At 61.7% G+C, this 22,278-nt stretch carries 19 protein-coding genes; 5 read left to right on the forward strand and 14 right to left on the reverse strand.

The window, feature by feature from the left end; all coding sequences use genetic code 11:
* Positions 1-2: 2 nt before the first annotated feature.
* The 9 genes from CQ002_RS26775 to CQ002_RS26815 are packed head-to-tail and all read right to left on the reverse strand — an operon-like array spanning position 3 to position 11,456.
* The gene (locus tag CQ002_RS26775; protein WP_105161930.1) at positions 3-1,106 is read right to left on the reverse strand and encodes a glycosyltransferase family 1 protein; all 1,104 of its coding nucleotides are present in this window, start codon (positions 1,104-1,106) and stop codon (positions 3-5) included.
* A complete protein-coding gene (locus tag CQ002_RS26780; protein ID WP_034106066.1) occupies positions 1,097-2,314 on the reverse strand; it encodes a glycosyltransferase family 4 protein in 1,218 nt (405 codons plus the stop codon). The genes CQ002_RS26775 and CQ002_RS26780 overlap by 10 nt, the downstream gene beginning before the upstream one ends.
* A gap of 8 nt (positions 2,315-2,322) precedes the next feature.
* A complete protein-coding gene (locus CQ002_RS26785; RefSeq protein ID WP_105161931.1) occupies positions 2,323-3,651 on the reverse strand; it encodes a cellulase family glycosylhydrolase in 1,329 nt (442 codons plus the stop codon).
* Positions 3,641-4,831, reverse strand: coding sequence for a glycosyltransferase (locus tag CQ002_RS26790; protein ID WP_034106071.1), 1,191 nt, complete (start codon positions 4,829-4,831; stop codon positions 3,641-3,643). Before CQ002_RS26790 ends, CQ002_RS26785 begins: the two co-directional genes overlap by 11 nt.
* Positions 4,831-6,822, reverse strand: a complete 1,992-nt coding sequence (locus CQ002_RS26795) for an exopolysaccharide transport family protein (protein WP_105161932.1) — start codon at positions 6,820-6,822, stop codon at positions 4,831-4,833. The genes CQ002_RS26790 and CQ002_RS26795 overlap by 1 nt, the downstream gene beginning before the upstream one ends.
* A 15-nt stretch (positions 6,823-6,837) precedes the next feature.
* Entirely contained in the window at positions 6,838-7,614 is a 777-nt protein-coding gene (locus tag CQ002_RS26800) for a polysaccharide biosynthesis/export family protein (protein WP_034106075.1), read from the reverse strand.
* Positions 7,615-7,643: 29 nt separating this feature from the next.
* The gene (locus CQ002_RS26805) at positions 7,644-8,555 is read right to left on the reverse strand and encodes a glycosyltransferase family 2 protein (RefSeq protein ID WP_069022729.1); all 912 of its coding nucleotides are present in this window, start codon (positions 8,553-8,555) and stop codon (positions 7,644-7,646) included.
* 1 nt (position 8,556) lies between these two features.
* Complete coding sequence (locus CQ002_RS26810) at positions 8,557-10,017, reverse strand: mannose-1-phosphate guanylyltransferase/mannose-6-phosphate isomerase (RefSeq protein WP_034106079.1); 1,461 nt, start codon at positions 10,015-10,017, stop codon at positions 8,557-8,559.
* Positions 10,017-11,456, reverse strand: coding sequence for an undecaprenyl-phosphate glucose phosphotransferase (locus CQ002_RS26815; protein ID WP_034106081.1), 1,440 nt, complete (start codon positions 11,454-11,456; stop codon positions 10,017-10,019). The genes CQ002_RS26810 and CQ002_RS26815 overlap by 1 nt, the downstream gene beginning before the upstream one ends.
* A gap of 694 nt (positions 11,457-12,150) precedes the next feature.
* On the opposite strand from CQ002_RS26815, the gene CQ002_RS26820 reads away from it, so the two are divergent.
* Positions 12,151-12,780 carry a LysE family translocator gene (locus CQ002_RS26820; protein WP_105161933.1) on the forward strand — a complete coding sequence of 210 codons (630 nt, stop codon included), beginning with the start codon at positions 12,151-12,153 and terminating at the stop codon, positions 12,778-12,780.
* 726 nt (positions 12,781-13,506) lie between these two features.
* On the opposite strand, the gene inhA is transcribed toward CQ002_RS26820, so the two are convergent.
* On the reverse strand, positions 13,507-14,187 hold the full coding sequence (gene inhA, locus CQ002_RS26825; RefSeq protein WP_105161934.1) for an isonitrile hydratase: 681 nt from the start codon (positions 14,185-14,187) through the stop codon (positions 13,507-13,509).
* Positions 14,188-14,277: 90 nt separating this feature from the next.
* Here inhA and CQ002_RS26830 point away from each other — a divergent pair, with 90 nt between their 5' ends.
* Positions 14,278-15,282 carry a GlxA family transcriptional regulator gene (locus CQ002_RS26830; protein WP_105161935.1) on the forward strand — a complete coding sequence of 335 codons (1,005 nt, stop codon included), beginning with the start codon at positions 14,278-14,280 and terminating at the stop codon, positions 15,280-15,282.
* Here CQ002_RS26830 and CQ002_RS26835 read toward each other — a convergent pair.
* The 4 genes from CQ002_RS26835 to CQ002_RS26850 are packed head-to-tail and all read right to left on the reverse strand — an operon-like array spanning position 15,216 to position 19,346.
* Positions 15,216-16,130 carry an alpha/beta fold hydrolase gene (locus tag CQ002_RS26835; RefSeq protein ID WP_105161936.1) on the reverse strand — a complete coding sequence of 305 codons (915 nt, stop codon included), beginning with the start codon at positions 16,128-16,130 and terminating at the stop codon, positions 15,216-15,218. The genes CQ002_RS26830 and CQ002_RS26835 overlap by 67 nt on opposite strands.
* A 59-nt stretch (positions 16,131-16,189) precedes the next feature.
* A complete protein-coding gene (locus CQ002_RS26840; RefSeq protein ID WP_069022736.1) occupies positions 16,190-16,678 on the reverse strand; it encodes an isochorismatase family protein in 489 nt (162 codons plus the stop codon).
* 48 nt (positions 16,679-16,726) lie between these two features.
* Positions 16,727-18,553, reverse strand: coding sequence for a glycoside hydrolase family 15 protein (locus CQ002_RS26845; protein WP_098466190.1), 1,827 nt, complete (start codon positions 18,551-18,553; stop codon positions 16,727-16,729).
* On the reverse strand, positions 18,546-19,346 hold the full coding sequence (locus CQ002_RS26850) for a glucose 1-dehydrogenase (protein WP_034103572.1): 801 nt from the start codon (positions 19,344-19,346) through the stop codon (positions 18,546-18,548). The genes CQ002_RS26845 and CQ002_RS26850 overlap by 8 nt, the downstream gene beginning before the upstream one ends.
* Before the next feature lie 253 nt (positions 19,347-19,599).
* Here CQ002_RS26850 and CQ002_RS26855 point away from each other — a divergent pair, with 253 nt between their 5' ends.
* Genes CQ002_RS26855 through CQ002_RS26865 form a run of 3 tightly spaced genes read left to right on the forward strand, consistent with a single transcriptional unit; the run spans position 19,600 to position 22,278 of the window.
* Complete coding sequence (locus CQ002_RS26855; RefSeq protein ID WP_105161937.1) at positions 19,600-20,304, forward strand: HAD family phosphatase; 705 nt, start codon at positions 19,600-19,602, stop codon at positions 20,302-20,304.
* Between the two features lie 25 nt (positions 20,305-20,329).
* On the forward strand, positions 20,330-21,553 hold the full coding sequence (locus CQ002_RS26860) for a transaldolase family protein (protein WP_105161938.1): 1,224 nt from the start codon (positions 20,330-20,332) through the stop codon (positions 21,551-21,553).
* On the forward strand, positions 21,550-22,278 hold the full coding sequence (locus CQ002_RS26865) for a sulfotransferase family protein (RefSeq protein WP_105161939.1): 729 nt from the start codon (positions 21,550-21,552) through the stop codon (positions 22,276-22,278). Before CQ002_RS26860 ends, CQ002_RS26865 begins: the two co-directional genes overlap by 4 nt.

Genomic DNA, 22,278 nt, shown 5'->3' on the forward strand with positions numbered 1-22,278 from the left:
GTTCACTTCAGCTCCTCGATCAGTTCGGCCAGGCGCCGACGGTAGGCGTGATGGTTGAAGCGTTCCGCCCATTGCCGGCGTTGCTCGGGCGATTCTTCATCGGCCCGTTCGCCCAGGCTCACCATCAACTGCGTCAGCGCCGGGCCATCGGTGGGGGAAAAACGCGGTGCCGACGGCGGAGTGATTTCATCCAGCGACGTGCCGCTGGCCACCGCCACCGGGGTACCGACGCTCAGGGCCTCGATCACCGGCAGGCCGAAGCCTTCGGCATACGAAGGTTGCCACAGGCGCGAGGCCTGGCGGTACAGCGCATGCAATTCGGCATCTGACACGCCACTCAGCGCGCGTATACCTGGCAGCGTACGCTGGGTTTCGGGCAAATGATCGAGGCTGCCCACCACCACCAAGTCCGGCACGGCGGGGGACTGGCGCCGCGCCTGTTGCCACGCGTCCACCAGGAACGGCACGTTCTTGCGCAGCTCGCGGGTGCCCACCAGCAGCCAATAACGCGCGGGCAGTTGGCGTTTACTGAGGTCCGCCGCCAGTTCGAAAAAACCCTCGACCTGGTTGGGCAGCACGCGAATCTTGCCCGCAGCCTTGGGGAATAGCCGCGCGGTTTCATCGGCGCTGTACTGCGACGGCGTCCACACCCGGTCGGCGCTGTGCACCGCGTAGGCAATCGACAGGCGATCGCTGGTCTTGTAGATCAGCGCCTTCAAACGGTTGGCGTGGTAATTGTTCAGGGTGATCTGGAACAGGTCATGCAAGAGCACCACGGTGCGCAGCCCCTTCGGCTTGGGCGGCAACGGCAGGCCCATGTTGAAGGTGCTGATGTACAGGTCGATCCGCTCCTCACGCAAGGCCCGCGGTAGAAAACCGGCCTCGAAACGCAGGCGATTCTGCGGCTGGTGCATGGCGGTCTTGGCGCATCCCCAGGCCGGGCAGTGGGCCTGCAACCGGGTTTCATCGCCCAGGGGCGCCACGGTGAACCGCTCCAGTTCGATACCTGGCAGGCTGTGCAGGGCGCTTTCCAGCGCGTACACCTGGCGGCTGATGCCCGATTGCGGCGAGGTGCCGACGGTGCGGTAATCCAGGCCTACACGCATGCGGGCTCCTTCTGATTCAACGGCGAAAGGGTGGCGTACACCTGCTCCAGCTGGCTGGCAGCGACGCTCCAGTCATGGGCCCGACGCACATAGGCACGGCCCGCTTCACCCATGGGCGCGGCGGCATCGGGAAATTGCAGCAGGCGCACCACGGCGTCCGCCAGGTGGGTGGCGGTTTGCCCGCCGAGGTAGTCCAGGCCTTCCACCAGGTCCAACCCCGAGACGCCTTGCTCGGTACTTGCCAGCGGCAAGCCGGCGGCCAGTGCTTCGAGCACCTTGAGCTTGGAACCGCCGCCATGGCGCAACGGCGCCAGAAACACCGAACAACTCGACTGCAGGTTCAGCAGGTTGGGCACGAAACCCTGCCACTCGATGCGCGGGTCCTGCCAGCGTTCACGCCAACTGTCCGGCATGCCGAAACCACACACGCTCATGCGCGCATCCGGGCAACGCTCCCAGACCTTGGGCAGGATTTCATCCAGGGCCCACTCGATAGCGTCCACGTTGGGGGCGTATTCATAGTTGCCCAGGAATAGCACGCGGCGTGTCGATGGGTCGGGCCGGGCGGCAGCGAAGTGATCGCAATCCACGCCATTGACCACCACCGACACCGGTTTGCCGGCGATTTTATTGAGGGTCTGCGCGTCACTGTCGGTCACCGCCACCACACGCGCAGCCTGGCGCATCACCCGCCGTTCCCAGCGGGCGTAGCGCCACTGGTCATAGCGAATGAACGGCAGCGACCAGCCCGGCAGGCGGTCATAGGTGGCCGCGCCCAGGGCCGATTCGACGTTGTGTTCGGTCAGCACGAAGGGCTGGGATTTACGCGCCAGCGCCTCTTCGTAAGGCTGGAAGCTGTAGCTGTGCTCGATCTGCACCACGTCCCACTGTTCGTCGAGCAGTTGGTTGAACCTGTCCTGCAGTGCGCCCGACAAGCCATTCACACTGGCCAGCAGCGGGTAGGGTGCAAACAGCCCCGCGACCAGCGTCTTCACGCTGCGCAAGGGGCGGCGTGGCAGGATGATCAGTTGTTCCACAAACGCCTCGAGCACCTGGCGGTCAGTGAGTGACACCGGATGTTTGTCATGCAGCAGCAGGGTGATCCGGTGCCCCCGCGCGGCCAAGCTGCGCAGCAGGTGGAACTGACGCGTCTTGCCGCCGCTGGTGGCAGGCCAGGGTGAGTAGGGCAGGATCCATAAAATGCGCATGGCAGGCCTCAATCCCATAACAGAATTTGCAGGTTCGACTTGACCGGTACGGTCAGGCCGTCGGTGCCGCTCACCGGGGTTTGTGTGCCGCGCAGCGGGTCGTACAGGGTGGCGCCTGCCAGGTTTGGCAAATGGGCGTTGCCACCCTGGGCGGACCAGAAAAACCATAGCTTGCGGCCGTCGGTACGGGTCCAGCCGATGCTGAACAGGCCGTCGGGCAACGCGTCGGCGGTGGGCGGGTCTGCGGGGGTAAGCTTCGGCCCGCTGACGTCGAGGAAATTCTTCAGTGCGGTGTAGACGGCCTTGGGGTTGGTGTCGATATCCAGCAAGCCATAAGACTGGTCACGTACGCTGGCGCGCTGGTCGAGGTCGCTCAAGGTAAACAGGAAGATCTTGTCGAAATCCATTGCACTCATCAGCGCAAGGCGGCGAACCACGTAGTCGGCCTGTGCCTGGGGGGTGATGATGTCCTGGGCGTCTTTGGGCCCCTTGTAGGTTGACCAGCCCCACTCGGTGCTCCACAGGGTTTGCACACCGCCGTTGCGCAGGGCCTGGTTGAGCTGGGTGGTCTTGGCGATGAAGTCCAGGTTGGCCGGGTCGTTGCCCTCGGGCAATTGGGTGTAGGGGTGATAGGACACCACCGTGTTCAGGCTGGCCACGCCCAGCGCGCCCAAGGCGTCGAACATGGTCTGGCCGTTGGGCATTTCACTGAAGAACGCCATGCCCGCAGCCACCACCGGCTTGCTCGGGTTCACGGCCCGCAATGCCTGGGTGGTAGCGGTGAGCAGGGTGGCGTAACCCGCCGGGTCCGCCGCCGGGCGCCAGAAGCCCAGCAGGTTAGGTTCGTTCCAGACTTGCCAGGCATCGACGCTGGGGTAGCGCTGGGACAGCAAGGCCATGCGATTGGCGAATACGTTGGGGTCTTTCGGCGGGTACTGGTCCGGGTACATCGACAGCGGCGGGGCGCTGGAGATAAAACGCGCCGAACCCACCAGGTAAAACACCGACTTGATCTGGTTCTGTTGCAGCTTGCCCACCAGTTCATCGAGGGTGGCGAGCTTGTATTGGTTCTGTGCGGTTTCCAGCTGGTCCCAATGCAAATCCAGGCGCACCCACTCAAGGCCCAGGGCCTTGAGGCGGTCGATCTGCTTCTGGTAGCGCTCGGGGCTGAACCACAAGAACTGCGCATTCACCCCCAGGAAATCCTTCCAGACCACCTCCTTGCTACCCTTGAGCACATGGCTCTCGGCATCCGCCTGGCGCCCCCACAGGAACGCGGTCAGCCCCAGGGCTACGACCACTGCGAGGGTCGCGAGAAAGGTAGGTTTACGCGCCATGGGTCGACCCTGCAATGGCCTGTTCGAAGAGCTGCTTGAATTTCTGCGCCGTCAACGGCCACAGGCGCTCGCGACCAATCTCCCCGGCACGCTCCGCCCAATCCCGGGCCAGCAGCGGTGTGCGCGCCAGGCGCAACAGCTGTTCACTGAGCGCTGCCACATCGCCTTCGGGGTAGATAGCGCCGTTGCCGCTGGCGACCTCCTCGGCGAACGCGCGCGCATCGGAGGTGATCGCGCCACGCCCGCAGGCGGTGGCCCAGGACAACGCACCACTGGTGCCGCGCTGGCGTCCCAGCAGGCCGAGTTTTTTCGATTCGCGATAGGGCAGCACCATCACATGGTGGGCCTGGATGGTCTGGGCAATCTCGTCAGCCGGCAGGTTCAGCCGCCAGTCGATCGAACCGGTCAGGCCCAGTGCCGCGATCTGCGCGTTCAACTGCTCCAGGTAGTTTCCGCCCGCGCCAAAGGCCATTTCCGCGGCCGTGCCACCGGCCAGGGTCAGGCGCACGCGGTCGCGCAGTTCGGGGGCTTGCTTGAACATCTCCGCCAGGGCCTGCACCAGGTCTTCGATGCCTTTGCCACGGTAGATAAAACCGAAATACAGCACGTGCAGCGTGTCGAGCGACGGCAACGGGGCCGGCGCAATCGCCAGGTTGGCGTGGTTGATCACCGCCACTTTGCCGGCGGGCAATTGCATGCGCTGGCTCAGGCAGTCGGCGCCCAGGCGGGTAAGGGTCACCAGCCGGGTCAGCCCCTTGGCAACCTGGCGCTCTTCGCGCAAGGTCAGTGGGTCGGCCAGCACCACGGCTGCCTGGGGCAAGGGGCTGGGCAGGCGTTCCAGCAGGTTCAGCGGGAACGGCAGGTGCTCACGCCGCCACACGATGCGCTCCGGGTCGTGCACGGTGGCCGTCAAGGGCAACTGTGGATAAGCCTTGCGCAGTTCACGCAAGGCCAGGAATTCCCCCAGGCGCCCACCGCCCAGCTCGGCGTGCACCAGGTCGACGGCTTGCCAATCGAAGCCGGCGATGGCCTGCTGGATCGCCTCGGAGTTGCCCGCCACACCGGCCAACGGCGTCAGCACCGTCACACCGAGGTGTTCCAAGGCCGTGCGGAAATGGTTCGCGTAGTCGGCGATCCCATTTTTCTCCGGCGGCAAAGGCGCGAGCAGGGCGATACGCATCAGAACGCCCCCCGGTATTTGCCGATGGTCTGCAGCACTTTGCTCGGCACTTCGAACTTGCGACGGTTGATGATGATGCCGTCCACCTTGCCGAACGCGGTATTGAGGATCGACAGCGCATGCTCGACCACCGGCACGGTACTTTTGCGCGCTTCCACCACCAGCCCGATCAGGTCGGCGCGGCGCAGGGTGATAAACGCTTCGCGGTTGTCCAGCAAGGCCGAGGCGTCCAGCAGCACTACTTCACCCGGCGCAGCGTCCTCCGGCCCCCCGACCCGCACATTGACGCCATTCTCACGCAGCAGTTGGCGCAGTTGCTCGACCACAAAGGTCACCCCTTCGCCGTGGCGCGCCGAGGTCAGCCCCAGCACCATGCCCTGTTCGGCAATGCGGTCGGGCTGCAGCAGGCTGTACAACCGGTAGATGCTCGCATTGAACGCGTTGGTGCTTTGCGCGGTGGTGGTGTCCAGCTCTGGGAGGGTGGTCCACAGCGGCAGGCCGAACTTGCGTTCCACCAGGCCGCCGTCGTGAATGCGCTGGTCGAGCAGGTAGCACAGGTAGATCACCAGCAAGCCGACGATGATGGCGAACGGGATCGCGAGGATCAGCATCACCAGGGTTTTCGGGAAGATGCGGCCTGGGTTCAGGGTGGCTTCTTCGATCACCGCAATGTTGCTGATCTGGCTGTTGTCCAGCTCGCGGTCAATGCGCGACTTTTCCAGGTTATCGACGTAGAGCGCGTAGTTGCGCTCAGTGGTGTTCAGTTCGCGGGAAAGACGTGCCAGTTCCGGCTCGATCTCCAGGGCTTGCTTGCGTTGCGCTTCGAGGTTCAGCAGTTGCTTTTGCTGTTCAATCAGCTGGGTACGCAGGGCCTGGTTGTTGCTGGTTTCGTCCAGCAGCACGCGTTGCAAGTGGATTTCCAGGGTGTTCGGCGCGCGGTTCTCCGAGGCTTGCACCGTGTTGCTCTCGTTGGCGACCTGGGCCTGCATCGCACGGATCGAGGCATCCAGGGCTTTGACCGGCGGCGCGTTGTCGGTGTAGGTGCGCATCATGTCAGCCTTTTCCAGCAGCTTCTGGTTAAGCAGGCGACGCAAGTCCTGCTGCTGCGGGTTCAGTGCGATCTGGCGCACCGTGGTGACTTCCTTGGGCTGGCCCTTGAGCTGGGTGCGCGTGCTCTGGATGGCGCTGTCGGACGAGGCGATCAAGCGCGTGGTGTTGAAGGTCTCGCCGCGCAGCACGTTGATGCGCTCGGACAAGTCTTCCAAGCGGTCGGTGATGCTCGCCGCGCCGATCTCATTCAGGTGGGTGAGGATCTGCTGCTTGTAACTCTTGATCTCGGTGGCGCTGTTGGCCGCCTGGCCTTCATAAAAGGCGTACAGGCTCTTGCGACCCAGGGCCTGGGTGCGTTCGTTGATATAGGTTTCGACCCAATCCTTGACCACCGCCTGGGCAATCTCTGGGTCGCTCCACTTGAAGCTGATGTCCATCACCGTGGAGCCGGCGGCATGGCTCACCTCAAAGTTCTTCTCCAGGCCGGCGGCCAGGCGTTCCACCGGGGTGGTCTTTTCAACCACACCAACGGTTTCCAGCACCACGCGGATGCCGTCGAATATCGCACCCACGCCGCTCTTGACGTAGTACTTGGTGCGCTTCCAGAAACCTTCCGGTGGCGGTGCGTTGTCGATCACTTCCAGGTAATGCTCGGCCACGGCGCGCACGATGGGGCGGCCGGTGAGCAAACGCTCTTCGTCGACAATCGGGTCGCGCTGGGTGCTGGGCATCACCAGCGCCTGGCGGTTGCTGATCTCGATGGGCAGGGTCGAATCACGCCCCGGCTTGACCAACAGACGCGCGGTGGACTCGTATTTGGCCGGCAGCAGGAACGCCCCCAGCAGGATGATCACCAGCGCGGCAATCGCTGCCAGTTTGAACTCGCGCCGGAAGATGAAGAACAAGCGCAGAAGATCACGAAAAGAACGGATCTCGATCATTGGGATGTCGCTCCTTTAGTTGTTGCCGCCGCTGGTTCGGGTGTAGTTGTAGCCAACCCCAATGGACTTGGTGAACGGAATCAGTTGGTTCATGTAGGTGTCGACCCCTTGGATACGCTCGCCCACGTTGGACTTGGGCACGAACACCACATCGCCACGTTGCAGGCGCACGGGTTTGCGCCCGTTGGCGCCGGTCTTGAGCAGTTGGCTGAAGTCCAGGAAATACGCGCGATACGCGCCCTGGGCGTCTTCGCGCAGCAGGGCGACCATGCTGGCGTTGCCCGCCGGGCTAACCCCACCGGCACCGATGATCGCTTGTTCCAGGGTGTTGGCCGTGCCGATCTGCACGGCTGTCGGGTTGTTCACCGCACCGCCGACAATGATTGAACTGCTGGGTGCCTGGTTGATGTTCACCGTCACGCGTGGCTCGCGGTAGACCGGGGCGAGCTTGTTGGTCAGCTCCGTGGCCAGCTCCGAAGGCTGGCGACCGGCGACCTGGATCGGCCCCAGGAACGGGTAGTTGATCTTGCCGTCGGTCTGCACGGTGTACAGCGTCAGCTCGTAGATGGTGCTGACGTTGAACGCCGACAGCGTCGGCATCTCGCCGGCATCGCGCACGATACGCAACTGGTCGCCGATGCGGATACGTTCCACCGCCGGTGGCAGCTGGGCCAGTTGATCGAGGGCGCGCTTGCCTTCCTCGACCGTCTTGTCGTCCGGCGGGACGATACGTGCCGGCGTATTGCAGGCGGCCAAGGCCATCATGGCCACGACAAGCAGGGTTCGTTTCATCAAGGGGGACTTCCTGTAGGGCATGATGCTCACCTCCAATAACCGGGAAACATGCTGATGCGCCGCTTGAGGGCGAGGGGGAGGCGGCGCTCCAGATGGCCCAGCCGATAGCCGAGCAGTTTGAACGCACTGCGTACCAGTACTTCGGGGACACGGTGCAAGGCACCGGCCTTGCGCAGGGCCGCGAGCTCGGCCAGCACGTAGCGCTTGCCTTCGCCCCCCGCGTCGCCAAAGGCCTGTTTGATCCACGGCTCGCGGCCATAGAACACGCCAATGTCGAAGTAGCGGTGAAACTCATCCAAGAGTTTGTAATCGTGGGAGTGATGCACCCATGCGGTGGCGGCGTAGCGCACCTTGTAGCCTTCGAGCAGCATGCGGGCGGCCACATAGGCGTCTTCGCTGCCGATCACGTCAGCGGGGAAACCGCCCACGGCCTCCAGCACGCTGCGCCGGTAGACGGAAAACGAGTCGGAACTGAAACAGGTCTTGATCCCCAGTTCCGGCGCATCGGCCAGGCTCTTGCTGCGGCTCTGCTCCGGGTAGTTGAAGTGCCGCGATTGCGCACCCAGCACGCCGGCATCGGGGTGGGGCAACTGGCGCCCGTAGGCCACGCCGTTGAGCGGGTCCTGCTGCAGTTCGTCCAGCAGGTTGGCGAAGGTTTGCGGGGTGGCGGGGATGGCGTCCTGGGTCATCACGATCAGCGCGTCGCCGCCTACCTGTTCGCTGGCCCAGCGCCGAGTGCCGCCGTGATTGAAGTCGCGCGCGTCGATCACCTCGACCCGTGCACCGAACGCGCGAAAGCGCGCCACAGTGTCGTCGCTGGAGGCACTGTCCACCACCAGCGTCTCGTCAGGTTGCAGGGTTTGCATCTGCAGGGCCGGCAACAGGCGCGCCAGGTGGCTGGAGGCGTTACGGGTCGGGATGATCAGTGATGTGCGCATGTCATTTTTTCACTGCTGCGGGCGCGCGCCCGTAGATGTCATCGAAGCGCACAATGTCGTCCTCGCCCAGGTACTCGCCGCTCTGCACTTCGATCATCACCAAATCAATGATGCCGGGGTTGGTCAGGCGGTGTTTGTGCCCGGCGGGGATGTAAGTGGACTCGTTGGCGTTGATCAGGAATTCCCGCTCGCCGTTGGTGATCTGCGCCGCGCCGCTGACCACGACCCAGTGTTCGCTGCGGTGGTGGTGCATCTGCAGCGACAGCGACGCCTGGGGCTTGACCACGATGCGCTTGATCTTGAAGCGGCTGCTTTCCTCCAGCACCGTGTAGGTGCCCCACGGCCGGGTGACGGTGCGGTGCAGGCTGTACGCCGGATGGTTCTGGCGCTTGAGCTCGGCGACGATGTAGCGCACGTCCTGGCTGCGATGGGCGTCGGCGATCAACAGCGCATCAGGGGTGTCGACGATGATCAGGTCGCGCACGCCCACGGCACCGAGTACCCGCTTGGGCGAGTCGATGTAGCAGTTGTGCACGTCATGCAAAATCGCTTCGCCGTTGATCTGGTTGCCATGGGCGTCGCTGGGCGTGAGCTGGCGCAAGGCTTCCCACGAGCCGATATCGCTCCAGCCGATGTCGCAGGGCACCACGGCGACTTGCTTGGACTTCTCCATCAGCGCCACATCGATGGACACATCCGGCGCGCTGCCGAACGCGTCCGAGTCCAGTTCACGCTGGCGCGAGGTTTTGTTTTGCAGGCTCTGGCTGTGTTCCAGCGCAGCCCGGGCGGCTTCGAGTACGTCGGGCGCATGGGTGGCGAGTTCGTCCACCAGGGTGCTGGCCTTGAAGCAGAACATGCCGGCGTTCCACAGGTGTTTGCCGCCGTCCAGGTAGCCTTGGGCGGTGGTCAGGTCGGGTTTTTCCACGAAGCGTTTGACCCGGTTGCCCGTGCCCAGCGGCTCGCCCTGTTCGATATAGCCAAAGCCGGTTTCCGGGTGATCGGGCTGGATGCCGAAGGTCACCAGGTAGCCGGCCTCGGCCAGGTCGCGGGCCTGGGTCACGGCCTCGGCAAACGCCACTTCATTGAGGATCAGATGGTCGGCCGGCATCACCAGTAACTGCGCCTCGCCGCCGAAATGCTCTTGCACATGCAGCGCCGCCACCGCGATCGCCGCCGCCGTGTTGCGGCCGAAAGGCTCGAGCAGCAGGTCCAGGGGCAGGTGGGCCTTATTGACCCCGCGGTAGTCATCCAGGGTGCGGAACAGCAGGTCGCGGTTGGTGACCGTCAACACGCTTTCCACGCCGGGCAGTTTGGCGGCGCGTTGGAAAGTTTTCTGCAGCAGGCTCTGGCCGTCACGCATGCGCATGAACGGCTTGGGCATGTTCTGCCGGGACACCGGCCACAGCCGCGTGCCCGAACCACCGGAAATGATGCAGGGAATTAATCCGTTGAGTGTGTTCATCAATAGACTTCCTTGGTGGAAAGGACGGCCGGGACCGTCATGAAGACGATGTACAAGTCGAACCACACCGACCACTTGGAGATGTACTCCAGGTCGTACTCGACACGTTTCTGGATCTTGAACAGGGTGTCGGTTTCACCCCGGTAGCCGTTGATCTGCGCCCAGCCGGTGATGCCCGGTTTTACCCGGTGCCGCGAGCTGTATTCGCTCACCGCCACCTCGAAGGGAACGCCCGCCGCTTTGGTCGCCGTGGCGTGTGGGCGCGGGCCGACCATGGACATGTTGCCCAGCAACACGTTGAACAGTTGCGGCAGCTCGTCGATGCTGGTCTTGCGGATGATGCGGCCCACCCGCGTGATGCGCGGGTCTTCGCGGGTGGTTTGGCGTTCGGCGGTGAAGTCGCTCTGGTCGGTGTACATCGAGCGGAACTTGAACACGCGGATTTCGTTGTCGTTGTAGCCATAACGGTTCTGGCGAAACAGCACCGGGCCCTTGGAGTCGAGCTTGATTGCAATCGCTGTCGCCAGCATCACCGGTGACAGGCACACCAACGCCAGGCTGGCGAGCAGGAAGTCCTCGCAGCGCTTGATCACCGGTGACCAGCCGCGCAGCGGTAACTGCGAAGTATTGAACATCAGGATGCCGCCCACATCGGTGATCTTGCTGTGGCCGTAGCGCAGGGCGGCCATGTCCGGCACCAGCATGACGTTCACCGACAGCTGCCGTAGGCGGTTGACCAACCCATGAATGCGTTGCTCGGCGGCCCAGGGCAGGCAGATCATCACTTGGTTGACCTGCTCGGCGCGGATCAGTTTTTCCAGGTCGCGGGTGTTACCCAGCAGCGGCAGGTTGCTCAGCTCCTTGGGAATGCGCTCGGTACGGTCGTCAATGAACCCGATCAGGCCGGAGCGGATGTCACCATTGCGCTGCAAGTGATCGGCAACATGCACGGCGGTATCGGTAAAACCCAGGATCACCGTGCGTTGCAAGTACTTGCCGGCACGCATCAGCTTGCTGTACAGGCGCAGCATCAGCAGGCGCTCAAGGCAAAACAGACCCAGGCTGGCGGCGTACCATGCCGCCAGGTTGCGCGGGGTCAATTGCGGAAAAAACTGCAAGATCTGGTACATGAACAACAGGATGCAAAAAGCCGCAGTCCAGGCCTTGATCTTGGTTTTCAAGCGCAGGCGGTTGCTGAACAATTCTTCGGAATAGATGCCCAGGGCCTGGAACAGAATAATCGTCAGGGCCGCGAAAAAAACCAGCAGGCCCAGGAAGTGCGGGCGCAGCTCAGGGTCCATCGGGTCGAGGAAAAGCACCAGGACCAGCGGTGGCAAAATGGCCGTGAGGCCATGGATCAATTTGACGAAAACGACAAAGAACTCAACAAAACCGGCACGCGTTAAAAACAGACTGTCGACGGACGACTTCTCTCGCATAAAAACATCCCTCATTGCACGCCAGACTTCACTGTTCGAATATTTGTTAGATCAAGCAGCGGGCTGCCTTAGAACAAAGGTCGAACGACTACTCTGGGTAATACGCAACTTTCCAATCCAAATGCACAATCCAAATGCAGCTATCCATTTGAAGGGATTTCGCGGGGGTAGTGGCTAAAGGAGTGTTCCCTTGTGCGCTCAGTCAACTATTTGACTATGGTGCGGAGGCGGCATGCTAGACAGCTTAATCAATCTTTTCTGTGGCATTTTATTGACGTTCCTTGTCCGAACACTCGGTGTTTAGGTGTGTTTTTGAGTGTAGAAACAAATGTGGGATTTTTCCTGCTTAAAGGAAAAACCTTTTTCAATGCGAGGTAGGAAAAGGGGACAAACATGAGGGGGGCTGAGGCACTTAGTGCCCGGCCACCGGGGCTTTCGCCCGATCAGAAGTTGCCTTTTAAACTGATGTTGAAATGGCGCGCTTTAGCGTAAAAGTTGTTCCATGAGGCTGTACCGACGGTTTTGTATCAGCTTTTATCGAACAAATGGGTACTGTTGAACACCAGGATGAGTTCCGCACTGCAGGCGCGGGTGTGACGTTTCGCGATGCCGCAGCAATGTATCCAGCACAATTTTTTGTCTACCCCAGAGGCACCGACTAATCTGCAGGCTTTTCCCGGCGGATGGCTTGAGCATGATCGACCTCGCGACCCTGGCGGTTTTTTCCGGTGCTGTCTTGTTATTGCTGTTATCGCCAGGGCCGAACATGGCCTTTGTGATCAGCCATGGCGTCACCCACGGCTGGCGCGGGGGAGTGGCATCAGCCTTGGGTATTGGCGTGGCCGACGCGTTGCTGACCGCACTGACCGCCACCGGGGTAACGGCGCTGGTTGCCAGTTGGCCGCCTTCTTTCGACGTGATCCGGTACGCGGGTGTGGTCTACCTGTTGTGGCTGGTGTTCAAGACTTTGCAGAACAAACCTGGGCTGGACACTGCCCTGCAGCGCCGCGTGCCCCTCGGGCGGGTGTTTCTACAGGCGATGCTCAACAGCCTGCTCAATCCCAAGGCGTTGCTGTTCTTTGTGGTGTTTTTGCCGCAGTTCGTGCGGCCGGAGGCGGGCTCCATCGCTGTGCAATTGATGCTGCTGGGGGGCGTGCTGACGTTGGTCGCAGGCGTGTTTCACGTGCTGCTGGGGATTTTTGGTGGGGCGCTGAGTCGGTTCTTTGCCGGGCGCTCAAAAGGTGCCTGGCTGCAGAAATGGGGCTTGGCGACGGTGCTGACCGTGCTGGCTGTGCGCTTGGCGGTGATGTCTCGCCCGGCCTGACTGAAGCACACATTTTGATCAAAATGTGGGAGCGGGCTTGCCCGCGAAAGCGGCCTGACCGCCAACCACCATCTGCCTGTCACCCCGCGATCCAAAAATGTGGGAGCGGGCTTGCCCGCGAAACCGCTCTTACAGCCGATCACTATCTAACTGTCACCCCGCGATCCAACTGTGGGAGCGGGCTTGCTCGCGAAGACGGCCTGACACCCAACCACTGTCTGCCTGTCACCCCGCGATCCAAAATGTGGGAGCGGGCTTGCCCGCGAAAGCGGCCTGACAGCCGACCTGAATGTTGGATCAGACCGGGTATATATCCGTTATTTAGGTGATGGCTGCTATGGGTTCCGCTCTTACAGCGGCTCACTTTTGAACAGCGCAAAAGTAAGCAAAACGCTCTTGCCCCAACACTCGGCACCTCGCTCACGCTCGGTGTGCCCGTAATCCGACAGTGATTTGGGGGGCCGCCGCCACGCGCCCTCCATGGCGCGGGGCGGCTAAACCGGCATCCCTGCCGGTTTACCCCCCAAATCCCTGTCGAATTTCGGCCAGCGTGTTTGATGGGGCGCCTCAGATCAAAGGCAAGATCAAAAGCTCGATCAAAAGCTCGATCAAGAGCTCGATCAAGAGCGGCTCGCTTCGCATCGTGGTTGGCGTGGGTGGTTACACCGTTGTCTCGATATGTATGGCTATCGCCGGCAAGCCGGCCCCTTGCGGTGTTTTGCTGGATCAGCCCAACCGTGCAGCGGCGCGCGCGACGATCTCAGCGCGCACCCTGCGCGATTCGGCGGTGCGCTTGTTGGCTTCTTCCAGCACATGCGCGGGCGCGGAGTCCGGGCGGCCGGAATCGAAGGGGGGCGCGGGGGCGTATTCGATCTGCAATTGCACCAACTGCGCCGCAGCCTCGCTGTACAACTCGGCCGCCAGGGTCAGGGCGAAGTCGATGCCGGCCGTGATACCGCCACCGGTGAGCAGGTTGCCGTCACGGACCACGCGCTCTTGCACAGGGATGGCGCCGAGCGGGGCGAGCAAGTCGTGGTAGGCCCAATGTGTCGTCGCCTTGCGGCCGCGCAGCAGGCCCGCTGCGCCCAGCACCAGCGAGCCGGTGCACACCGAGGTCACATAGCGCGCGGTCTGTGCCTGGGTCTTGAGGAAGTCCAGGGTCTGCGGGTCTTCCATCAACGCGCCCACGCCGGAACCGCCGGGCACGCAGATCACATCCAGGCGCGGGCAGTCGGCGTACGTCATGGTCGGGGTGAACACCAGCCCGGTGCTGGAAGTGACGGGTTCCAGATCTTTCCACACCAGGTGCAGTTTCACATCCGGTAGCGAACCCAGTACGTCGTAGGGACCCGTGAGGTCCAGTTGCTGGATGCCGGGGAACAACAGGAAGCCGATCTGCAAGGTCATGAATGTAGCTCCGTCAAAGGGGTGGACGGCTTCACTCTAGAGGCCTAGGCTTTGGCGAATACGCCATTGAGCCCACGAATCACGCCAATCATGCCTCGAATCGTCCATGTACTCGCTTTCGATAACGCCCAGGTGCTTGATGTCACCGGGCCGCTGCAGGTATTTGCCTCCACCAATGACCTGGCGCGCCAGCGCGGCGAACCCTTGCCTTATGCTGTCTCGGTGATCGCCGCGCAGGCGCAGCCGGTGATGACCTCGGCCGGCCTGGCGCTGGTGGCCGAGCCGCTGCCCGCTGTCGATGCGCCGTGCGACACCCTGGTGATCGCCGGCGGCTGGGGCGTGTACGGCGCCGCCGAAGACCCGGCGTTGGTGGATTGGGTGCGCGAGAAAGCCAGGCACACCCGGCGCATGACGTCAGTGTGTACCGGTGCGTTTTTGCTGGCCGCCAGCGGCATGCTCGACGGCTGCCGCGTGGCCACCCACTGGACGCGTTGCGAGGAGCTGGCGCGCAAGTTCCCCTCGCTGACGGTGGAGTCCAACCCGATTTTCATCCAGCAGGGCGCTGTATGGACGTCTGCCGGTGTCACCGCCGGCATCGATTTGTGCCTGGCGTTGGTGGAAGAAGACTTGGGCCGTGCCGTGGCCCTGGAAGTGGCGCGGCACCTGGTGGTGTTCCTCAAGCGTCCCGGCGGCCAGTCGCAATTCAGCGTGACCTTGTCGCTGCAAAAGGATGACAGCCGCTTCGCCGAACTCCACGCCTGGATGGCCGAAAACCTGACCCTGGATCTGAACATTTCCACCCTGGCCGCCCAAGCCGGCATGAGCGAGCGCAGCTTCGTGCGCCACTACCGGGCCGAAACCGGACAGACCCCGGCGCGTGCCGTCGAATTGATCCGCGTCGAAACTGCGCGCCGGCAATTGGCCGACAGCACCGCATCGATCAAGCGCATCGCCATGCAGTGCGGGTTTGGCAGTGAAGAGACCTTGCGGCGCAGTTTTCTGCGTGCGCTGGAGGTCACGCCCCAGGCCTACCGCGAGCGCTTTTCGCCAAGCAGCTCCAGTAGCGCGTCAAGCGTGGCCTGCGGCGCCTCCTGAGGAATGTTGTGGCCTACACCGTGCAACACCTGGCGCCGGTAAGACCCACTGAAATGCTCAATGTCATCATCCTCTTCGGGCGGCGGGCCCACGCCATCATCGGCGCCGCACAGCGAAATGCTCGGCACCGAAATCGCCGGTTGCAGGGCCAGTGCAGCTTCAATGGATTCCAGTGCCGGGTCGCCGGGCGCGTACATGAAACGATGGCGATACGAGTGAATCACCACCTCGACGAAATCCGCGTTATCGAACGACGGCGCCGTCTGGTCATACAGGCTTGGCCCCGCACCCCAGGACGGCGACCACAGTGACCACAACAGCTTGCAAAGTTCGCGACGGTTGGCGGTCAAACCGTCCACACCGCGCTGGGTGTGGAAGTAGAACTGGTACCACAAGCGATGCTCCGTCTCGGGCGCGCGTGGCTTGAGGGATTTGGCGATGTCCTGGATGTTGTAGCCATCCCCGGTCACCAACCCGCGCACGCGCTCAGGCCACAGCGCCGCGACGATACACGCGGCGCGCCCACCCCAGTCATAGCCGGCGAGGCTTGCCTGCGCGATACCCAGCGCGTCCATAAAATCCAGCAGGTCCTTGGCCAACGCCGCCTGCTGCCCGGAACGCATCACCTGCGCGTTGATGAACCGCGTAGGGCCATAACCGCGCAGATACGGCACCAACACCCGACACCCGCGCGCGGCAAGTACCGGCGCGATCTCGTCATAGCCACGCGGGTCATAGGGGAAGCCATGCAGCAGGATCACAGGCGTACCGTCGGCAGGGCCGTGGGCTTCATAGGCCACGTCGAGCATCGAAGTGCGCACGTAATGCAGGGGGAGGGCGGTGGTCATGGTCGGCTCCTGTCAGGTGCTGTAACTCTAATGGAGGGGTGTGACGGGATGGCGCGCGATTAAAGGCCGTGGTGTGACTTGTCCAGGCCAAGATCAGCGCGGCTCAGGACATGCTTGAAGTGATGCCGCCACAGCTCCACCCCCAACTGCCCGGAACGATCCAATGACGAGCCCACCGTCAGATCGCTGATCAGCGTCGGCTGCAGCCCCGCATCAAACAATGCAAACCCGGCGGCCAGCACGCACGTATCGGTCTGGATGCCGCACACCAGTACACGTTCCGGCCCGAGGCTTTTGAGGTAGGCGACGGTTTCAGGTGTCGGCGCATAGCCGTGCTTGATGAAGATGCGATCCGCGGCAATCAGGCTCTGGTCGTCCGGCGCCGGTTGCCAGCCGAGTTGCCGGGCGAAGGGCGTGACGCTCTCGTCATGGCGCTCCACGGTGGCGACTGACGGCATGCGACCCAGCAGGGAAGCGATGCCGTCGACCAGCCACGCCGGCGGGTTGAAGGAGGGCTGCACATCGATGATCAGCAGTACCTGGCGCATGGCGTTCCTGTCCGTGGTCGAGTGGCTGCCCATTGTGCACAGGCCACTTCAGGGTTGCCAGGTGGTTTTCTCGCCGCTGAGCTTGCGGTCCAAGAACGTCGCCGCGCTGATCAACGCCAGGTGACTCAATGCCTGGGGCGTATTGCCGAGGTGATGGGCCTGGCTGTCGAACTCTTCGGCGTACAAACCCAGGGGGTTGGCGTAGCGCAGCAGTTGTTCGAACTCCAGGTGGGCCTTTTCAACCTGGCCGGCGCGGGCCAGGCATTCGACGTACCAGAACGAGCAGGCCGCGAAGGCGCCTTCGGTGCCTTGCAGGCCGTCGATCTGGCTGTCGTCGTTGCGGTAGCGGTAGACCATGCCGTCGCGCACCAGGCTTTTCTGAATGGCTTCCAGGGTCGAGAGCCAGCGTGGATCGGTCGCCGCGACGAAGCGCACCAGTGGCATCAGCAGCATCGAGCCGTCGAGCGCCGTGCTGCCGGTATGCTGTACGAAATGCCCACGCTCTTCGTTCCAGAAATTGCTCCAGATGTCGGCGTAGATCGCTTGCCGGGTCTGGTCCCAGCGTGCGAACGGCGCTGGCAGCGAGCGCTTGGACGCCAGGCGGATGGCACGGTCCAGTGCCACCCAGCACATCAGCCGCGAATGCAGGAAGTGATGCTGCTCGCCGCGCATTTCCCAAATGCCCACGTCCTGGGTATTCCAGATCTCGCAGACCTGGTCGGCCACGTCCACGGTGTGTTTCCAGCCTTCGTGGGAGATCGCTTCCCCGTACTTGTTGACCAGGTAGACCGCGTCCATCAATTCGCCGTAGATGTCCAACTGGATCTGGTCGAAAGCCTCGTTGCCGATGCGCACCGGCTTGGCTCCGCCGTGGCCCTTGAAGTGGTCAAGCTCGGCTTCCGGCAACTCCTGGCGACCGTCGATGCCATACAGGATGTTGATCTTGGTCGACTGACTGCAGCAGTCGCTGACCCGGCCTTTGAGCCAGCGCATATAGGCATTGGCTTCCTCGACAAAGCCCAGGCGCATGAACGCGTAGACGGTGAACGAGGCATCGCGGATCCAGGTGTAGCGGTAGTCCCAGTTACGTTCGCCGCCGGGCGTTTCGGGCAGGCCGAAGGTCGCGGCGGCGATGATTGCGCCGTGTTTGCGCGAGGTCAGCAACTTGAGCGCCAGCGCCGAGCGGTTGACCATTTCGCGCCAACGCCCGCGGTAATTCGATTGCGCGATCCAGCCGCGCCAGAACTTCAAGGTATGGGCCAGCGCCAGGTCGGTGCAGCTGCTGTCCACGCGTGCATCCTCCTGCCCGCCGAGGACGAACTCGGCGCCTTCCTCTTGGTCCAGGGCAAAACTGGCCACGGCGGCGTCGTTCTCAAGCTGCAGCGGATGGCTGCCGGACAGGCGCAGGCCGGGTTGACCGCCGGCAGTGAAGACGACGGTGCCATTGTCCAAGGCTGCGTGGGTCGGCGTGCGCGCATAGTCGTGCCGCACCGCGCAGCGCAGGTGAATGTCAGCCTTGCCACTGACCACTCGAACCCGACGGATCAGCAGCGGCAAGTCATCGATTTCTTCGCTGATGACCAGCAGGTCAGTGATCTCCACCACAGCTTGGTCGCTGAGCCAACGGGTTTGCAGCACATTGGTGTCGGGCAGGTAGATTTGTTCGCGTCGCGCGTTGGGCAGGTCCGGGGTGAGTTGGAAAATGCCGGCGTCGGGGCTGTCCAGCAGCGAGCAGAAGATCGACGGGCTGTCGAATTCCGGCCAGCAGAAAAAGTCGATGCTGCCTTTGTCGTTCACCAAGGCGGCACTGCGCATATCGCCAATGATGCCGTGGGCATCGATGGCGCTCTGTTGTTCGTTCTTCAAATCAACCATTGCCACGGAACTCCGGATAAAGGCTCATGCCGCCGTCAATAAAAAGCGTGCTGCCTACCACATAGTCGGAGGCATCACTGGCCAGCCACACCACGGCGTTGGCCACGTCTTCCACATCGCCCACGCGACCGTAGGGAATCAGCTTGAGCAGTTCTTTTTCCGCCGCACCTTCGGTGGCGGCACGGTTGATCGCCGTACGGATCGCACCTGGCGCAATGCCGTTGATGCGGATGCGCTGTTGGCTGACTTCCTGGGCGAGGGTGCGCATCAGCATCTCAACGCCGCCCTTGGACGCCGCGTAATTCACATGACCGGCCCAGGGGATCAATTGGTGAACTGAGCTCATGTGAATGATTTTGCCCGCCGCCCGCGACACGCCATCGCGCACGCCTTGCCGATTGAAGATACGCACGGCCGCGCGGGCACACAGGAACTGGCCGGTGAGGTTGACGCCGATCACCGCATTCCAGTCGTCGAGGCTCATGTCGACCAGGTTGGCGTCCTTTTGCATCCCGGAGTTGGCTACCAGGATGTCCAGGTGGCCGAAGGCATCCAGGGTCTTTGCAAACAGCGTTTCCACATCGGCCTCTTTGGAGACGTCGGCGCCGATGGCGATCGCGCGGCCACCCTCGGCGTTGATCTGCGCTGCCAAGGCCTCGGCCGGTGCGGCCTGGCTGTTGTAGTTCAGCACCACGGCCGCTCCGGCCTGCGCCAGGGCCTTGGCCGCGCCTGCGCCAATTCCCGAACTGGCGCCTGTCACCAGGGCCACTTGTTGCTCCAACGAAATACGCATTGCTCACCGACCTTAATTTCGTGAGTTCAAGTAGCTGACTGACGGCGCGCAAGGGAAGTTCAGACGTGTGAAATTAGCGACTACAACCATGGTGGAAAATGGAATAACAGAACTATAAAAAATAACCATAAGATACTAAAAAACCGCTCAAAAGCGTTTGACAGGCTTTTTCACCCCGTGTCTTATAGGCACACCTCAACCCGCTCCGTTGGTAGTTCGGAAGTCATCGCGGGGCCACCTATAAGAGATATCTATGTGCCGGTCGGCCGATATAGGGGAACTACCAGGTCAGGAAAAAGCCGCTGCCTTAGTTGGCGTGCCTCAGTTAGTTATCTTCGATTGCGACGGTGTACTCGTTGACAGTGAAGAAATAACCCTGTCTGTGTTGATCGCCATGCTTAATGCGCTTGCTCAGCGCGATACCGTTCTTGATGTCACCCGTTTTATTGAACACTTTCGCGGGCGCAAGATTGCTGATTGTCTGCGTGAAGCCGAACAGATATTAACGATCAGCCTGGATGCTGAGTTTGAACAACGCTTTCGCCAACAGGCATTGGAAGCGCTGACGCTCAACATGAAAGCCACGGAGGGAATAGTTGAATTACTCGAAGAACTGAACGTTGCTTATTGCGTCGCCTCCAGTGCGCCACGCAATAAGATAGAACACTGCCTGCGTATTGCCGGGCTGTTGTCTTATTTCGAAGGGCGAATATTCAGTTGCTATGAAGTCGGGCGTTGGAAACCGGATCCCTTAGTGTTTCTGACGGCCTGTGACACATACGGTGTTGATGTCAGTGATGCGCTGGTGGTTGAAGACAGCGTGACGGGTATTCAGGCGGCGGTCGCCGCCCATATAAGGGTGCTGGGTTTTGGCCCGACAGAGCGACATTCGCAATTGGCCGCTGCCGGGGCATTACCGATTGCGGATATGCGTGAATTACTGACCCTTTTCAATTGATCTTATTACTCAGGGAGGAGGCATTGTGAACACACTAGGTTACCTGGAGCGGCTCAAGCGCAACGATCAATGTTCAGAAGTGTGGTGGGATTCATCGCCTGCCGTGTACCTGCCTTACAAACAGCACTTGCTGGAAAAGTACCCGGCGGCGGCGACTTATATAGAAGCATTGATGCCGGATGATTTCTCCCAGCCCTGGGGCTTGTGCAGCGCGACCACCAACCCGCGGCTGGTGACGGCCGTGATCCTCGAGAAACGCGAGTATTGGTCATCGCGCTTCAACCTGGCCAGCCTGTCGCCCAGTGAGTTGCGCAAGCAGCTGTACAACGAAGTGATTGCCGAAGGGGCTTCGATGCTCAAGCCGCTGTGGGTCCAGTCGGCGCAGGCCGAAGGCTGGATTTGCGCGCAGGTCGACCCGGTGGATGTGCGCTGCACCGAGCGCATGACCACCAGGGGCCTTGAACTGCAGCGCCTCGCACCGAACGTGATGGTCAAGGTACCCGGTAGCCTGGAGGGGCTGGCGACTGTCGAGCACCTGGTAGCCCAGGGCGCGTCGGTCAATATCACCTTCTGCTTCACGGTCGCCCAGTTCCAGGCCGGTATCCAGGCCATCGAGCGCGGCAGGGCAAGCGCGCGCAGCAATGGTATCGAGACGGGCCGCTGCAAGTACGTCATCACCTTCATGATCGGGCGCTTCGCCTGCCAGCCTGATCTCACGTTGCAGGCTGCGGAACGTGGCCTGGTGCTGAGCGCCGAGGAAATGCGCTGGGCCGAGTTGATGATCTACGAGCAGATCCAGGCGCTGGTAGCAGCGTCGGACGTGCCAGTCAAAACCTTGCTGTCCAGCATAAAAGTCGATGTGGACGAACGCGGCAACAAGCACTGCTGGCACTTGGAAAAGACCGGTCAGACCGCGACCTGCTACACGCTGACGCCGGATGTCGTGGAGTTTCTGATAGAGCGTGAAAGCCACGGCAAACCGGTGATGCCGGCCACAGAGCCGCAGAAGCCGCCGGCGTCGACCTTTTCGAAGTTGGTCCGCATCCCGTATTTCTACGAAGCCTACTTTATCGACAGCATCGAACCGTACGATTTTGGCAACCATGAGGCATTCATCAACGCCTGCAATGAAGCCAACAGCGCGCACCGGCGCCTGGCGGATTACTGCGTTCGCCTCTGCCCGGTGACAAAGCCTTTCAAGCGCGCGCTCAACGCGCTGCTGGCGGCCGAATTCGGGGTGATCGCATGAACCGCATGATCGGGTTGTGGGCCCATCCACGTTCGCGTTCCACCGTACTGGAGCGCGTGTTTATCGAGCGGAGGGATTTCGAGGTCTTCCACGAGCCCTTTGCGCACATGGCGTTTTCAGAGAACTCGGCGATTCCTTCGGATGAGTGGGATCATCGTTTACCGACCACTTACCAGGGCATTAAGGAGCATTTGCTGAGTGCTCGCGAACGTACCCACGTGTTTCATAAAGACATGTGTTACCACTGCCTGGATGATTTGAAAGTTGACAGTGGGTTTCTCGCGCAACAGGACAATATCTTTCTTATTCGCGAACCGGCCAGCAGCATTATTTCCCATCACCGTATACACCCGGATATGCCCTTAGAGGCCATTGGGCATAAAGCGTTGTACGAGATATTTTGTGTGGTGACCAAACTCACCGGGAAAGTGCCCTATGTGATCAATGCGGACAGTCTTGCCGCCGACCCGGAACGAGTGATCCGCAAACTGTGTGATCACTTGGGTATTGAATTCCTGCCACACGCCATGACGTGGAAACGTGAATGTCCCCAACAATGGAAAACCTGGCGTCGTTGGCACACGGCGGCGGAAAACAGTGAGCGCATTGTGTCGCCGGATATACAGCCTGTTGACTTGCAGGCATTCGACCACTACCCGAAGTTAAAGGCGATGTATGAATACCATCGAACCTTTTACGCGCGCATGAATGAATTTTGTCAATAA

The sequence above is a fragment of the Pseudomonas sp. MYb13 genome (genome assembly GCF_002980075.1).
GTDB classification, from domain to species: Bacteria; Pseudomonadota; Gammaproteobacteria; order Pseudomonadales; family Pseudomonadaceae; genus Aquipseudomonas; species Aquipseudomonas lurida.